This window comes from Culturomica sp., from assembly GCF_003524185.1.
GTDB lineage: Bacteria > Bacteroidota > Bacteroidia > Bacteroidales > Marinifilaceae > Culturomica > Culturomica massiliensis.
This window is the reverse complement of sequence record NZ_DOED01000033.1, coordinates 67,147-83,426: the sequence shown is the minus strand read 5'-3', so window position 1 is coordinate 83,426 and position 16,280 is coordinate 67,147. Positions and strand designations below refer to the sequence as shown.

The window sequence follows — 16,280 nt, the reverse complement described above, 5'->3', positions numbered from 1 at the left end:
CATTTGAACAGGACAGCCAAAGCACAAATAATCCCTAAACAGCCTTCATTCATAAAACATAAAAAATCCGACGATCGGCCCTGAGCGTTTTCGTCGGATTTTTTCATTTTTATTTTAAACCGGATTATTTGAATGCCTTTTTAATTTCATCCACATAATCGAGTTTCTCCCAGGTAAAAAGTTCGACCTCTTTTTCCAATGCCGGCCAATAATTAGAAGTAAAGACTTTCTTCACCACCTGCGGGGTGCGTCCCATGTGTCCATAAGCCGCCGTTTCCCGGTAAATCGGATTACGCAACTTCAATCGCTCTTCAATGGCTTTCGGACGCAAATCGAAGATTTCACTTACCTTCCCGGCAATTTCAATATCCGACAACCCGACTTTAGCCGTACCGTAGGTGTTGACATATACACCCACCGGACGAGCTATTCCGATTGCATAAGAAATTTGAATCAGTATCTCGTCTGCAATACCGGCCGCTACCATATTCTTAGCGATGTGCCGGGCGGCATAAGCAGCCGAACGGTCTACTTTTGAAGGATCTTTACCGGAAAAAGCCCCGCCACCGTGAGCACCCTTACCTCCGTATGTGTCTACAATAATTTTCCGGCCGGTCAACCCGGTATCTCCATGAGGACCGCCGATTACAAATTTACCGGTCGGATTGACAAACAAAATCAAATCCTTATCGAAGAAAGACTGCACCCTTTTCGGTAATTTCGCCTTTACCCGGGGTAGCAAAATATCCATAATGTCTTTCCGTATCCATTCAACCATTGCCTCATCGGCCTTTAACTGCGCTTCCGGAGTTTCGTTGGCCGGCTTGATAAAATCATCATGCTGCGTGGAAATAACAATGGTATGAATGCGTTTCGGTTTTCCGTTATCTCCGTATTCGATCGTTACCTGAGACTTGGAATCGGGACGTAAATAATTCATCAATTGTCCTTCTTTTCTTACCAGAGCCAGTTCACTCAATAATAAATGAGCCAGTTCCAATGACAAAGGCATATAATTATCCGTCTCATTACAAGCATAACCGAACATCATTCCCTGATCTCCGGCCCCTTGCTCCATCGGATCTTCCCGCACAACTCCCCGGTTGATATCCGGCGATTGTTCATGGATAGCACTGAATACACCACAACTGTTTCCATCGAACATATACTCACTCTTCGTATATCCGATCTCATTAATCACCTCACGGGCAATCTGCTGAACATCTACATAGGTTTGAGTTTTAATCTCTCCTGCAATCACGGTCTGCCCTGTCGTGACCAAAGTTTCACAAGCCACCTTAGCATCCGGATCAAAAGCAATAATCTTATCGAGAACGGCATCGGAAATCTGATCCGCCACCTTATCCGGGTGTCCTTCTGACACCGATTCTGAAGTAAATAAATATCCCATAATCTAATTTTAATTTTTGAATGCAGACTTTAGATCACCGTGCAAAAGCAATCCGAACCCGGCATCGGGAATAAATAAATATATGGAAAAGGCTATGGATGGTTGAAGACACAATCTCATGCATTTTAGCAGTTTTTTACCGTGGTTGCAATCAGCCAAATCCTTCCACAAATGACGATACAAAGATACGACAATAAAAACAAAAACAATATATTAAATCGAAAAAAACAATAAACAAAAAAAGATATTCCCATTCTCCCATTTTCGGGCAAGAAAAGATTGTTGTTCCCGTCTAATATATAAATTTTAGATTGACGATTTTAGATTTAAAAAGTCTGATAAAAATCAGGTTGCCAAACAATTTAAAATTTACAATTCGTATGAACTTCTTAATTGCAGATTTTAGATTAAATCTGCGGGATCAGCGCAATCTGGGGGGCAATAAAATCTAAAATCGTCATCCATAGTCACATTTCACACCGTCTACAGCTGTAATTTACACTGTTCATCCCGGAATACTAAACTCTTTATCGGCAAACAAAGCAGCTAATCCAGATATTTGCTTGAGCCGCAACAACTCATCCTGATCCATTCCGATGTGATCCATGATCCATTTATCAGACATCCCCGCCCGCTTAAGCTCTGCAACAATATTGGTCATCAATTCTATGCTATGTGTCCCCCGTGCCCGGTTATGACGTATGGTTGAAGCCATACGGTTAGACAAATCCTTTTCGATAACCACAACGGGCAATCTTCCTTTTTCCCGCTCATAAATGCGTTTAGAGGTCTGCATAACCTTGTAACGGTGATACCCGTCCACCAGTTCGTAACGGTCTTCCTGAGGCAGATAATAACAAACACAAGGCATTGTGTAACCGTCTTCCCAGATCGACAGTTCCAGCAGCTCCATTTCAGGCGGTGCCACAATATTGGGATTATAAGCATTGGCTTGTATCTTTTCCAATGGCACCGATATTACGCGATATACGGGACTTGTGTAATCTTTCATATTTATTTATATATTCTACGGTAAAAATCCATAATACGCTGTTTATTCTCATGCTCCTTCTTTGTCAGGGCAAACCCCATGTATTTACATTGGTGATCGTTTTTAAGAATACAGATACACATCCGTTTAAATGTCGGCAAATTCCTGAATTCCGGCGCATCGAGATCGTCCTGATACTCCATCCTCACCGGCCGCTTAGCCGTGCGGTAATTACTATGTTCCTGAACATCGATCTTAATCCCGCAAGCCTGGAGTTGCTTAATCGTTTCTTCATTCAGACATCCCCCTTTCTCACGCCAGAAATTAATGCTTACCGAAAGTTTCCGCAAATAATTCAAACGTACCTTTTCAGGCAGCGTAGACAATAAAAAGTGCATATAACTCTCCCACGTATGTCCCGGAGGCAACTTGACCTTATGTCTCGCCACAACACTCGTATGACCGTATATAGCCGTAAAATTGACTCCGTTGACCCGGCAAATCATTTTACCCCACATATCGGGATCGATAGCCCGGTAAAGTTGCAGACTTTCTTGGGCAGCCGATATAAAGGGACTGGCTACCCGTTGTTTTTCAAGCGGAACGCCTGCCTGATAATAGAGATCATACAGCCGGTTGTAATCCCACCCGAAACGACCGTTAGCCGTCCAGACATCCGTCGTTTGCCAGTCGTAAATCACATAGGCATTGAAGACATCTTTAGTTATACGTTGCGTCCATTTCAGGTGATAAAACATATAACTTCTCTTATTACCGTAAATCGTCTGCCAGCGATGATAACTCTCCTGGGTACGTATTCCCACCAAGCAGCAAGTCCTGGCAGCTTCTTTCATCCGATGATACCACTGCGCAAAAAGCACCTGGAAATCATAATCCCACATCGTAGTATCATAAAACGGGAAGTCCTCTTCCGTATAACTTCCCTGCGGAATTTTCCGGACCCAAAGCTCTTTACAGGCTTTGTCCCAGGGTCGCCAATACGACTGATACATAGAGGTACAGGTACAGACTTTGAAGGGCACACACACCCGGTATACCTCGATAATATCGGGGTTAGACCGGAACACCCGGTCAATGTATCGGGTTGTTTCATCATATTGTACTTCATAATCCATATGAAAAACCCCGATCTTTCTTTTCAGGCCCGATGCCCGTAAATAACGTATACATAAATTGAGCATCACCCCACTATCCTTACCGCCTGAAAAAGATATATAGACGTTATCGAATTCCGAAAACACAGTTTCAATCCGACGCATCGCCAACTCATATACATTCTTCTTCATCTTTACTTACCTTCATTTTCACATATCTTTTCCAATAATGAACAACAGAAAACCCGTTTTGCTCGAAAAAACGGATATGCCGCATCTGCGAAACCGATTCGACCTCGAAATTACAGTCAAACGTCCGGATAACCGTCTGAAGCAAAGTTGAGAAAACAGTCTTATCGTCATCCGCGATATAGTAATTGTTTATTAAGGCTTTTCTACTCGTCACTTTTACCGGGATAAACCCAAGGGTCATATCCTTTTCCATAGCAACAAACCAACGGTATTCCGGCGATGTACGAAATGGGTAATTCAGATTATAGGTCAATACCTCACTGTTCATCACCAGATGCCCTACTATATGATAAAGGCGCTGATCCTCTCCGCTTAATTCGATGATATCCATTATGATCCGTTTTATAATTTAAAATTAGGATCTACAAAAGATTGATACAATTTATGTTGAAAGATTGAAAATGATTGGTGAATAACCGAAATACAAATGACATTATTCAATCCTGGAATAGCCATAAACCACACCTATTTGTAGGCTACAACAAAACAATTCAAAATACGGGCGTCTTTTACCGGGTCACACACAACCGAAGATGCCACATCATTAAAAACTTATACCTCCCCGAAGGAACTGCCGCTGTCGGGTGGAAATACCCCGAAGCACAACACACGCTAAAAATATATAGCCGGGAAACCGGCCGTCTTTAGACGGTTACTACATATATTTTCTAAGAAACCTGTCTTATCGATAATGCAATATACCGCTATGAAGAATACCGGAATCAGGTAAGGACATTCCGGCTAGTCCAGAGCCGATCATTGGACAACTCATAGCGGGAATTGTCATTATCGACATAAAAAATATCGTTTGAAGTTATTGTCAAAACCTGTCCCGCCTTTTAAGACGAGACAGGTAATTGCCAATATAAGTGCCGAGTCAGCAATTCAAAGTTATCAAACTTTATCCATACCTGATTCAAGCACGTATTCTATTTCGCAACAAAAATCGATCAGACCTGAGCATTCTTTACGCCGGCCCAACCGATCAAAATCATAATGAAAGCAACCAAATTCAAGATCGGAGCAACAACAGCTAAAATCACGGTTAACATCAAACCATAACCGATCAGGTTCAACAAATAAGCGACATACAATTTAGATACGCCACTCAATGCTGTTGCCGGAAATGTCGTTGATTTCTTCAACTGGGCAAATGCCATCACGCAAAGGATACATCCCACAATGTTCAAGATACCGCTGATAATGCTGCCGACAATGGTTCCGAGCAAAGGAACGATCGAGAAAAGAACGGAAACACAAGCTCCGATAATCAAAAGAATAGCAGCTAATTTTACCTTACCAATAGCAGATGCGTCTTCTCCCTGTAATATTCCCTGCAATTCACCCAATCCCATAAGATAAAGCACATATCCTAAAATTGTAGCTATACCGGTCAGTACACCGATCCATAAAGCAGCTCCAAGACTTCCGGATAAAGCAAGAATGACAGCAAACAAGCCTCCGACAATTCCTGACAACGAAAACAATAACACACCGCTGAAAATTTTTGAAGTGGATGTTTTCCACACAGCACCATTTAATTCCATAGTAATAAATTTTTGTTAAACATTAGTAATTATCTCATTTCTAAAACATAAGTAAGCTGCACCTCGCTATAAAAACGGACACAATATTTCATATGCCTACAAATATAAAAATATTTCACTTATTAAGCAATTTATTACTCTTTTTTACACTTTTCTTTTAATATTAGCACAGACAAAGCGGAATGCCATATTTATTCGTTACCTTTGTTCCAACAAAACAACAACTATGGCTTTTTTTTACAATATAGGCATCAGGGCTTATAGCACAGCAATCCGGCTGGCAGCTCCATTCAATGAAAAAGCAGCATTATGGCTAAAAGGTAGAAAAAACATACGCAAACAGATTGCGGCAATCCCGCGGGGTTCCAAACGCCTGATATGGTTTCATGCTGCTTCTCTCGGAGAATTCGAACAAGGACGTCCGGTGATGGAAGCCCTGAAAAAAGAGCAACCGGATACACAAATACTACTTACCTTTTTCTCCCCCTCCGGTTATGAAATCCGTAAAAATTATAACGGAGCCGATCATATTCTTTACCTTCCGGCAGATACTCCGGGCAATGCCCGCTTTTTTATCAACCGGTTAAAGCCTGATGCAGCCGTATTTATCAAATATGAATTCTGGTACAATTATTTGCATGAGTTGTCGGAACATAATATTCCCGTATACCTGATATCGGCTATTTTCCGTAAAGAACAGCCATTTTTCAAAAATTGGGGCGGATTACATCGGAAAATGCTGCATTTTTTTACCCGGCTTTTCGTTCAGGACAACGAATCCGTACAATTATTAGCCTCCATCGGTATAAAAAATACGGAACTTACCGGAGATACCCGATTCGACCGGGTAAAACAAATCGCTGCGCAAGCTAAAAACATCGGAAAAGTTGAACTATTCCTGAACAGAACACCTGCGGTCGTCTGTGGCAGCACATGGCCTCCCGACGAAGAGATACTGATCGATTACATAAACCAATACCAAGGCACTTATAAATGGATTTTAACCCCTCACGAAATCGGTGAAAATCATATCAAGTCGATCATGGAAAAATGCCAAAAGAGCATCGTGCGCTATACCGACGAATCAGCCGATTACAGTTCGGCCGAGGTGCTGATTATCGATTGTATCGGCTTGCTGTCAGCCATTTACCGCTACGGCAAAATAGCTTATATCGGCGGAGGTTTCGGAGTCGGCATCCACAATACTTTAGAGGCTGCCGTCTATGGTATTCCGGTCATATTCGGCCCCAAATACCGGAAGTTCAAAGAAGCTGTAAGCCTGATCCAGGAAGGAGGTGCATTTACAATCCAAAACGGGAACGAACTGAACGCTATACTGGACAGTCTGATGGAAAATCCGGAAATAGCCGGAACAGCGGGTAAAAAAGCCGTAGCCTACGTCAACAGCCAATTGGGAGCTACCGAATGTATCATGAAATATTTGAAACCGTAAATCTGCAATTAAAACCTCATTTCTAAATTGACGATTTCAGATTCCGGTTCCTTTCTACAGACAAAGGTTCGTCCCACAATGCCCGATCATTACAACCGGGAACAGACCGGGAAATCAGAAATACAATAAGCGACACCCGGTAAAAGGGAAGCAAAATCAAGAACCGCAAGCAATCAAAGTGTTCAATGTCTCTCTAAAAGGCGGCCGGGCAATCCCTTTTTCCGTAATTATTGCCGTAATTAAGCTGTGATCCGTTACATCAAAAGCCGGATTATATACTTGTACTCCCTCCGGGGCCATTCGCTGCACATACCATTTTTCAGTCACCTCTTCCGGAGCTCTCTCCTCAACCGTAATCGCGTCTCCGGTCGGACTTTGAAAATCAATTGTAGAGGTCGGACCGAGCACATAAAAAGGAATACCGTAATATTTAGCCATCACAGCGACACCGGAAGTTCCGATTTTATTGGCAACATCTCCGTTGGCAGCGACCCTGTCGCAACCGACCAATACGGCCTGTATTTTCCCCTGCTTCATAACTACAGATGCCATATTGTCACATATCAATGTAACCTCTATACCGGAACGCTGCAATTCAAAGGCGGTAAGTCGCGCCCCCTGTAACAGAGGACGGGTTTCATCCGCAAAAACATGAAAATGATACCCTTTTTCCTGACCTGCATAAATCGGAGCCAAGGCGGTACCGCAACCCGATACAGCAAGCTTTCCGGCATTACAATGCGTTAAAATCCCCATTCCCGGTTTCAGCAATTTCAATCCCCATTCCCCGATACGACGACAGGCTTCCTGATCCTCCGCATGAATCTGCTCTGCCTCCCGTATCAATGCAGCCTTTATTTCTTCCACCTCTTTTGTGCGGTAACGCTTTACACACGCCTCCATCCGGTCAAGAGCCGTAAACAAATTCACGGCTGTCGGCCGGGAAGAACCCAAATATGTCTTTAACCTACAAAATTCATTTTCGAAACCGGCAACGTCATTGCCCTTAATATTCCGGGCACACACCGCGATTCCATAAGCGGCAGCAACACCGATGGCAGGAGCACCCCGAACTTTCAACTGATAAATGGCCTCCCGGATCTCTTCTGCTGTTCCCAAAGAAAGGTAAGACTCTTTCCCGGGCAACTTTGTCTGATCCAGTATCCGCAATACATTATTCTGCCAATCGACTTCCAGTGTTATAATATTTGCAGCAACATTCATGACTCAAACTTTTTACGTAATGTTTTCAATGCTTCCCGCTCCTTTTCCGTAAACGGTTGTATACATTCCCCCCGACATGCCACCAAATGGGTAACCTGGCAATAGGCTTCCAGATTCTCCATTTTCCAATACGCTTCCTCAACTGTTTTACCCCAGGTTATCGCACCGTGTCCCTGCATAATCACAGCGCTGCGTCCGGGAGCTAACCCGCACATACAAGCTTCTATTTCCGGGGAACCGGGTGTTGCATAAGGGGCCAACCCTATCTCACCTAAAAAAATTTCAGCCTCGGCTATTACACCTGCGGGAGGCAACTGTCCGCAAAGGGCATAAGAGGTCGCATAGGGAGGATGAGCATGTACACAAGCCCGCGCCAGCGGATTATTCCGCATGATCGCCAAATGGGTCTTTATCTCACTTGTACTACGCCGCTTCCCCGCCAACAAATCTCCCGCCATATTCACCAGGCAGAGATCTTCGGAACTCATAAATCCCTTGGACATATATGTAGGCGTACACAAAACGGTATCTTCGTCCAGACGGACACTGATATTGCCCCCGTTACCATCTACGTACCCCCGCTGCCACATTCTTCTGCCCAAATCACAAATCAAAAGCTTTAGTTGCTCTGTCGTCTCCGAATAAAAAATATCGGTATATGTTCCCATAATTCATTGCGTCAAAAGTCCGGCCAATCGCCCTATTTCAAAAAAAGCTGCCCGAAAGCAGCCTTTCTATATCTTCATATAAACTGTAAATTTTAAATTGCCTGACAACCTGATCTGTTATCAAATTCTTTTAATCTAAAATCGTAAATCTACAATCTAAAATTAAAACCTTCTATTTCAACCAAGATTTCAATGTCTCGATTATATCCTGCCGGGTGATTTCTTCAAAATGTTTAATCCGACAGCCGTGGTGCATATCTCCCTTTACGTATTTTTTACACTTCGAGTTATTTTTCAAATCAACAGATGTAGCTCCCCATGGATCCAAGCCTCCGTAAATAAAAAGCATCTTCTCCGCATCCGTCTGCAACCAGTGATTGATAGCCTTCATCTGTTTATCATTAAACGGAGGTAATTCCAAACCTTCTGGCATCGTAAAAGTAAACGTAATATCCTCCTTATCGGACAGGTATTTTTTAAACGGTTTCACCTTATAATCGTACATCCCGATTTCTGTCAAAGCAGCATAAAAGAAAGGCTGTTGCTGAACAATATGCTTATCTTCAAAAAAAGAAGGATCGGATACCTCCATCAAATTGTTATAGATAACATCAATGTCGTCATCATCTTCGGGAATATTACTGCAATGGTGTCCCCACTGCCAAAAAGCAAACGGATACTCCAGAATCATCAATTGCACAACGCGTTTCAAACCGCCTGCCATCTCAAAAGTATATCCTTTGTCTTCGGCATATTCGGCAACCTTCGGAACCAATGCATCGATATTTGCAAAACAAAGTTCCTGAAATTTGTGAATACTCCAATTGCAATCGTTACCCTCACTACTTCCGAAAAAGTAACGTCCCAACCCACCTTTAGGAGAACCGACCCTATCCAGGAATTTTTGTATCCTGGGATCCACATATTCCAGATTCAACGGGGCTACATAAGGCACACTGATATCCACATCCTCCGGATAAAAATAACGATGGAAAATCGTTGTTTGTCCTCCCTTGCTGATACCCGTAGTAATCCATTTTGAGTCCGGGTAAATGGCTTTCTTTATCGCCTGAATCACCTCATGCTGGTCTGTCGCAGCCTGTTTGATCGTCAGATATTTCCAGGGTACACCGCCTGCAGGTACGCTATTATTAAAAAAACGATGCTCGATCGTCAATTGATTTCCATCCAACAAATTAGCCAATTCTCCTGCTTCCGGAGTCCAGATATTGTATCCTTGAATCTCAACAATCACCGGTGCCTGCTGCTTTTTTTTATGCCCCAACAAAACCCGTTGCTTAAAACTGCCTAAAGCAGGATTTTCATGATCAACCGGCTGCTCATACCAAAACTCATAATACTCATCAAAAGAATCAATTTTCATTTCTTTAATGTCGCTGACTCCCTTGATTTGCTGCAACTTTTCACGTATGCCACTTTCTGCCCATACCGCTCCTGTCAAAATAAACAGGAAACACAAAAAGAAAAATAGTCTCTTCATCTGTACACATTTTTATAGGCGCAAGATATAAATTTAAATTTTAAATTTTACTGACTTTATCCAGTTTATATCCGAAGCGTTATCCATCGGCGATTCGCCACCAATTAATCACTTTATTCAGAACAGTTTAAACCATCAAACGACATCTATATAAATTGTAAATTTTAGATTGTAAATTTTAAATTACCTGACAACCTGATCTGTTATCAAATTCTTTTAATCTACAATCGTCAATCGTAAATCTAAAATTTTCTTTAGCGCTGGCTTGTGTGTTTAATCTAAAATCTACAATCGTAAATCTAAAATTCTCTTTAGCGTTGGCTTGTGCGCTCAATCTAAAATCGTAAATCGTAAATCTAAAATCTACAATCAAAACGTTCTATTTTTTACAGCGTATTAATTTCCGAATTTTCAGACTATATTTGTCGACCCGTAAATAACGGGACCTGTTTTTATTGAAACAATATATCCGTGTCTTCAATAAGACACATTTAAATATGAGCTATTTTACCACTTTTAAAGAAGATTATAAAGCCATCCTACGTTTGGGGCTTCCGATTGTCATCGGACAGTTGGGAATCGTCATCGTCGGACTGGCAGACAACATGATGGTAGGCCAATACGCTACACTGGATTTAGCAGCGGCCTCTTTTGTCAATAGTGTTTTCAACATCCCCATACTTTTCGGGCTCGGATTTTCGTACGGCCTGACTCCTTTAGTCGGACAGTTTTTCGGAAAACGTGACAAATTCAAAATCGGACAATTATTACGTAACAGTCTCCTCGTCAACGGGTGTATAGGACTGCTCATGACCGTACTCATGTTTATCATGTACCTGAACATAGACAGGATGGGACAGCCGGAAGAGCTTTTACCCTTGATACGGCCTTACTTTTTATTACATCTGGCCTCTTTGCTTTTCGTCATGCTTTTCAATTCATTCAAACAATTTGCCGACGGGATAACCGATACACGGACCCCCATGTATATTATGCTCTCTGCAAACGTACTGAACATCATAGGCAATTACATATTCATATACGGTAAATTCGGCTGTCCGGCAATGGGAGTCGTAGGCGCGGGAATTTCAACATTGATCGCCCGCATTGTCATGTTTGTGGCTTTTTTCATTCTATTTTACCGCAAAATCTATTATCGCCGTTATCTGGTCGGATACAAACGCAGTCATTACAATAAACCGGACATATTGGCTCTGAACAAAATGGGCTGGATGGTCGGCCTGCAAATGGGCCTTGAAAACGGACTTTTCAGCGTCACCGGCATTATGGTCGGCTGGCTGGACAAAGGGAGCATTGCTTTGGCCGCACACCAGGTCGTCATTGCAATTTCAACCCTGGGATTTATGATTTACTATGGAGTGGGTGCCGCTATATCCGTACGTGTCAGTAACTTTGTCGGCAGCGGCAACATCGCAGCCGTACGTAAAACGACCGTAGCCGGTTATCACCTCATCCTTTGCCTGGCATTGACCGTCTCTTTTATTTTTCTGATTTTCCGGAATCACGTCGGAATTCTCTTTACCGATGCTCCGGAAGTTCTGTCTATCGTCTCCGTACTGATATATTTCTTACTGGCATTCCAGTTCGGCGATTCTTTACAAATAACGTTTGCCAATGCTTTACGGGGGATGGGAGATGTCGTATCGATGGCCATCGTTTCTTTTATCGGATATTTTCTGATCGCGTTGCCTATCTGCTACATTTTCGGGTTTATCCTGAACTGGGGATTATACGGAATATGGCTGGGTTACCCTATCGGCCTCACACTAACCGGTATCATGCTGTGCGCCCGTTTTTATTATATCACCCGAAATTGGCATAAACGAACTTAAAAATGTATATTTACCTATGTTTTAATTTTAGATTTACGATTGACGATTTTAGATTAAACGCACAAGCCAACGCTAAAGAGAATTTTAGATTGACGATTGTAGATCAAAAGAATTTGATAACGGATCAGTTGCCGGGTAATTTATAATTTACAACCTGAAACTTATAATTTAATAAAGAAAATGCTCAATCACAAAAGAATACTCATTACCGGAGGAACCGGCTTTTTCGGAAAAAAATTTACAGAAACGGTCTTACAACTATATCCGGAAATCCGGGAAATCGTCATCCTTTCCAAAGATTCGGAAAAACAGAGCCTGATGAAACAACAATTCTCTAAGGCTCCGGTTTCCTTCGTATGCGGCGACATAGCCGATCCGTCAATAGTAGACCGGGCTTGCCGGGACATCGACCTCATCATCCATACCGCAGCCGTACGTCTCGTTCCCGAAGCAGAAGCCGAGCCATGGCAAGCCATCACGACAAATATACAAGGGGCAAAAAACCTGATTGATTCAGCCATCCGGCATAAAACAGCCCGGTTGTTGGCTTTATCCACTGATATGGCTTCCCTGGCAAATAATGTGTACGGAGCGACAAAAATGTTATCCGACCGGCTTTTTATAGCCGCACACAAACAACATCCCGACTTTAAACCGACAATCGTCCGGCTGGGAAATATTTTAGGATCAACAGGTACCGTTATACCTTTTTTCCTGCGGAAAGCCCGGGAAGAAAAGCGTTTTCCCGTTACCGACCCTCAAATGACCCGTTTTATGGCTACGGGAGAAGAATGCATAAAAACAGTCCTTCGAATACTGTCTGAAAGTAAAGGCGGTGAGATCATCTCTCCAAAATTCAAATCCTATAATATACTGACGATCACTCAGGCTATCGACCCGGAAGCCCGGGTAGATATTATCGGTCTCCGTCCGGGAGAAAAACTATATGAAGAAATGGTCACCCGTTATGAATCCTTCTACACCATCGAAAACAAAGACAGCTATATCATTGTTCCTCCCTATGCCGATAAAGAGGAATATTGTATGCACTATTCGGCCGTACCTGTTCCCGTGGGTTTTGAGTTCAACTCCCAGAACAACCCCGATAAAATCAATGTAGAAGAAATGAAAAGCTTAATCAAGATTTATTAAATACAGATTTCAGACTGACGATTATAAATTATATCCACCATCCTGTCAAGAGAGAAACCCTAAATCATATAAACCTTATTTACCCGTCCGGATAAATTCCCGGATTCCGGCATACCCTTTTTCCCGATCGGCAAAATGTACGACATGAAATCCCATGGATTGCGCCACATCAACATTTTTCTCCAGATCATCGACGAATAATGTCTCCGAAGGATGAAGTCCGAATCGGGTCGTCAGCAACCGGTAAATCGCCATGTCCGGTTTTACCAGCTTTTCAATACCCGAAATAATCTGTCCTTTAAAATAATGAAAAAACTCCCGGGGTTTTAAATATTCATAAAACTCGACAGACATATTTGAAAGACAATACAAACTATATCCTTCTTCTGCCAATTGACGGATCAAACGAACCGTCTCCGGAATATCCGTCAAGGAGAATTTGACAAATTCCACCAACTCCCGGCATTCTTCTACCGGGAATCCGGACAAAGAAGACATCAGATCGATAATTTCCTTTTCCGTATACGTTCCCCGATCAAATTCAGTCCAGTATTGCTGAAAAAAATCATGATCGAGCAAATACCGGAGCAAAGCGCGGTTGCCTTGAAAATTCGCCTCTACTTTCCGGGGATTCCAGTCCAATACAACCCCTCCCAAATCAAATACAATATTCTTCATATATAAACTTATAAAATCAAAAATCAATAATAATACCTACCGACGGCAGAACCGTTCCTCCCAGTTCATTTTTAATCGTACGCATCAGATAATATCCCTCTCTGTCAGGATCTTTCTGATAACTGCCGTCCGGATTCTCCACCGGCACCGGAATAGCGGGTCCCAAAGCTTTATAATTATAAATATTCTGTATATCGGCATACAAAATCAATGCCCATTTCCGAAAATAAAAACTACGGTCTACCCGAATATCCAATTGATGAAAAGCCGGCAAACGTCCCGTATTGAAACGGGAATAATCGTAATAAGGTTGATGTTTGGCATCCCAGGCTTCTATCCGCGAAGAAGTTTCCCTGTCGTAAGGAGTATAGGGACCTCCCGCAACATATCTCCATTTCAGACCAAAATCCCAATTCTTACCGACCTTACGGGTAGCCGTCAAAGAGAAAATATGACGGTTGTCCCAGCTACTCGGAATATAACGTCCGGTCGGATGCAACTGATGATCCAAGGCCTTGAACTCCGAATAATACCACGTATAGGCCAAAGAAGCCACTATTCCGTAAAATTCCTGGGTCCTCAGCATCAATTCCAGACCATAAGCACGTCCTTCCCCTACCGGCCTAACCGGCTCATCGCCGACGGCAACATAATCGGTTCCTTTATTGGCCAACGCTACCGAATCGATCAGGGATACCGGATAACGGTCGTAAGTCTTATAAAAACCTTCCAACGTAATCTTTGTCAGGGCTCCCGGGCGGTACTCCAGGCCCGCCACATAATGACCGGAACCGATATAACCGGTTTTAGTAGCCTTATTCAACAATACCCCCCTGGAGTCAGCATATCCTAAAGTCGTATAAGCCGGCAATTGATAATACCGGCCGATATTTCCGTTTAACGACCACTGTTCACCCAAGGCATAAGAGAAGGAAAAACGGGGAGAAAATTGACGGAACAAATCACCGGTTTCACTTGTATAACTACAACCGTCAAACCGGGCTCCGAACGACAACAACAACCGTTCCTGAAAAAAAGCCTTGGATACCTGTCCGAATACAGCCCATTTCCACATGTTCAACTCCCGCGAATAATCCTGAACAGCCGCTTCTCCGCCGACAAACATTCTCCGGAATGTGGTATTGTCGTACTGCGCATATTCCAGGGCAGCTCCTACATTCAGTTTATATCCTGCAGAAGTCAGCCGGCGATGCTCAAACCGGAATTTATTTTCGGTTTCCCCCGAGCGGAAATCCACGGTTTTAGGTTTATGTTCATCGTTATCCGTATACTTTTCAATCTTATTATGCAGTCCGCTCCGGCTCAATACAAACAAATGATGCCAATTGTTTCCGTAATGTTTGAATGTCGCCCCGACAGTATAGCTCCACTGCCGGCTTTCCGGCAACCAATTCAACAAATATTTCTGACCGTCGTCCGGATCTTTCATATCGGTATTCAGATGATTCACATCATAAGCACCGATCCCCAGTATGGTGAGCTCGTTTTTCGGATTAAAACGGGTGACGGTCTTAAACTGGAAATCATTATACACCGGCAAAAAAGGAAGTCCGATAATTCCAAACAACATTTTCAGATAACTCCGCCGGGCAGATACCAAAAAAGTCGTTTTAGGCAGTAAAGGTCCGTCTAAAGACAACCCATAGTCTGTCGCCCCCACGGTAGCCCTTACCTTGATCCGGTCGGGATTGCCTTCTATCTGATGAAAATCGAGCATAGAGCTAAGCATATTTCCACAGGCAGCAGGAAAAGCTCCGGAATAAAAATTTACTTCACGCACAAAATCGATATTCACAATACTAACTACCCCACCGGAAGCTCCCTGTGTCGCAAAATGATTCAAGTTGGGCAATTCCACCTCGTCCAGATAAAAACGATTTTCCGCAGGTCCTCCGCCCCTTACCACAAAATCATTCCGAAAGGCAGGAGAAGAGAGCACCCCGGGCATAGACTGCACAACTTTTGAAATATCACGGTTTCCTCCCGGATTTTTTTCTATTTCAGCAATTCCGATTCGTTGCAAGGAAACAGGACTGTCGGCCGTCTTACGGTAAGGGCTAGCTTTCACAGTAACCTGTTCCAATGCTGTCGCCTCTATTTCCAAACCCACATTTTCAGTCCGCTCTGCTGCCGTATTGACCATAAATTCACCAGTCACATGGGTTTTATACCCAATGCTACTGACTTCCAGGCGAACAAAACCAGGTGTGACATTTTCAAGCCGGAACTGTCCGTTTTCATCTGCGGCAACACCTATAGTCGTTCCATAAAGGAGGACATTGGCAAAAGGGATACCTTCCTGACTGACGGCATCAAAAACACGTCCTTTAACGACACAACGATTCTGAGCCTTCAATGTCTGACCGAAAATCAGCAAACCTATCAACCCAATAAGAATACGATACTTCATTCAT

At 43.0% G+C, this 16,280-nt stretch carries 13 protein-coding genes; 3 read left to right on the top strand and 10 right to left on the bottom strand.

Going from position 1 to position 16,280, the window contains the following annotated elements; translation table 11 throughout:
• Window positions 1-124: 124 nt before the first annotated feature.
• The 5 genes from metK to DD657_RS11525 form a co-directional block, all read right to left on the bottom strand.
• Window positions 125-1,411: a methionine adenosyltransferase gene (gene metK / locus DD657_RS11545; RefSeq protein WP_021989065.1), complete on the bottom strand. Its 1,287-nt coding sequence runs from the start codon at window positions 1,409-1,411 to the stop codon at window positions 125-127.
• 505 nt (window positions 1,412-1,916) lie between these two features.
• Window positions 1,917-2,423 carry an IbrB-like domain-containing protein gene (locus DD657_RS11540; RefSeq protein WP_021989066.1) on the bottom strand — a complete coding sequence of 169 codons (507 nt, stop codon included), beginning with the start codon at window positions 2,421-2,423 and terminating at the stop codon, window positions 1,917-1,919.
• 2 nt (window positions 2,424-2,425) lie between these two features.
• Window positions 2,426-3,709: a DUF3440 domain-containing protein gene (locus DD657_RS11535; RefSeq protein ID WP_287049945.1), complete on the bottom strand. Its 1,284-nt coding sequence runs from the start codon at window positions 3,707-3,709 to the stop codon at window positions 2,426-2,428.
• Window positions 3,690-4,100 (bottom strand): hypothetical protein, encoded by a 411-nt coding sequence (locus DD657_RS11530; protein ID WP_287049944.1) that lies wholly within the window; start codon window positions 4,098-4,100, stop codon window positions 3,690-3,692. Before DD657_RS11530 ends, DD657_RS11535 begins: the two co-directional genes overlap by 20 nt.
• 619 nt (window positions 4,101-4,719) lie before the next feature.
• On the bottom strand, window positions 4,720-5,316 hold the full coding sequence (locus tag DD657_RS11525; protein ID WP_021989069.1) for a hypothetical protein: 597 nt from the start codon (window positions 5,314-5,316) through the stop codon (window positions 4,720-4,722).
• A gap of 226 nt (window positions 5,317-5,542) precedes the next feature.
• Here DD657_RS11525 and DD657_RS11520 point away from each other — a divergent pair, with 226 nt between their 5' ends.
• Window positions 5,543-6,769, top strand: coding sequence for a 3-deoxy-D-manno-octulosonic acid transferase (locus tag DD657_RS11520; protein ID WP_021989070.1), 1,227 nt, complete (start codon window positions 5,543-5,545; stop codon window positions 6,767-6,769).
• Window positions 6,770-6,925: 156 nt separating this feature from the next.
• Here the strand turns inward: DD657_RS11520 and mtnA are convergent, their stop codons facing one another.
• The 3 genes from mtnA to DD657_RS11505 all read right to left on the bottom strand — a co-directional run bounded on the left by mtnA (window position 6,926) and on the right by DD657_RS11505 (window position 10,162).
• Window positions 6,926-7,993, bottom strand: a complete 1,068-nt coding sequence (gene mtnA, locus DD657_RS11515) for an S-methyl-5-thioribose-1-phosphate isomerase (protein WP_287049943.1) — start codon at window positions 7,991-7,993, stop codon at window positions 6,926-6,928.
• Window positions 7,990-8,661 carry a class II aldolase/adducin family protein gene (locus tag DD657_RS11510; protein ID WP_021989072.1) on the bottom strand — a complete coding sequence of 224 codons (672 nt, stop codon included), beginning with the start codon at window positions 8,659-8,661 and terminating at the stop codon, window positions 7,990-7,992. Before DD657_RS11510 ends, mtnA begins: the two co-directional genes overlap by 4 nt.
• A gap of 172 nt (window positions 8,662-8,833) precedes the next feature.
• Entirely contained in the window at window positions 8,834-10,162 is a 1,329-nt protein-coding gene (locus DD657_RS11505) for a S28 family serine protease (protein ID WP_021989073.1), read from the bottom strand.
• Between the two features lie 497 nt (window positions 10,163-10,659).
• Here DD657_RS11505 and DD657_RS11500 point away from each other — a divergent pair, with 497 nt between their 5' ends.
• Both DD657_RS11500 and DD657_RS11495 read left to right on the top strand, forming a co-directional pair.
• Window positions 10,660-12,015 (top strand): MATE family efflux transporter, encoded by a 1,356-nt coding sequence (locus DD657_RS11500; RefSeq protein WP_068691736.1) that lies wholly within the window; start codon window positions 10,660-10,662, stop codon window positions 12,013-12,015.
• A gap of 180 nt (window positions 12,016-12,195) precedes the next feature.
• Entirely contained in the window at window positions 12,196-13,167 is a 972-nt protein-coding gene (locus tag DD657_RS11495) for a polysaccharide biosynthesis protein (RefSeq protein ID WP_021989075.1), read from the top strand.
• Between the two features lie 75 nt (window positions 13,168-13,242).
• On the opposite strand, the gene DD657_RS11490 is transcribed toward DD657_RS11495, so the two are convergent.
• Window positions 13,243-13,845 (bottom strand): HAD family hydrolase, encoded by a 603-nt coding sequence (locus tag DD657_RS11490; protein WP_021989076.1) that lies wholly within the window; start codon window positions 13,843-13,845, stop codon window positions 13,243-13,245.
• A 16-nt stretch (window positions 13,846-13,861) separates the two neighbouring features.
• Window positions 13,862-16,276, bottom strand: a complete 2,415-nt coding sequence (locus tag DD657_RS11485; protein ID WP_287049942.1) for a TonB-dependent receptor — start codon at window positions 16,274-16,276, stop codon at window positions 13,862-13,864.
• Window positions 16,277-16,280 lie beyond the last annotated feature (4 nt).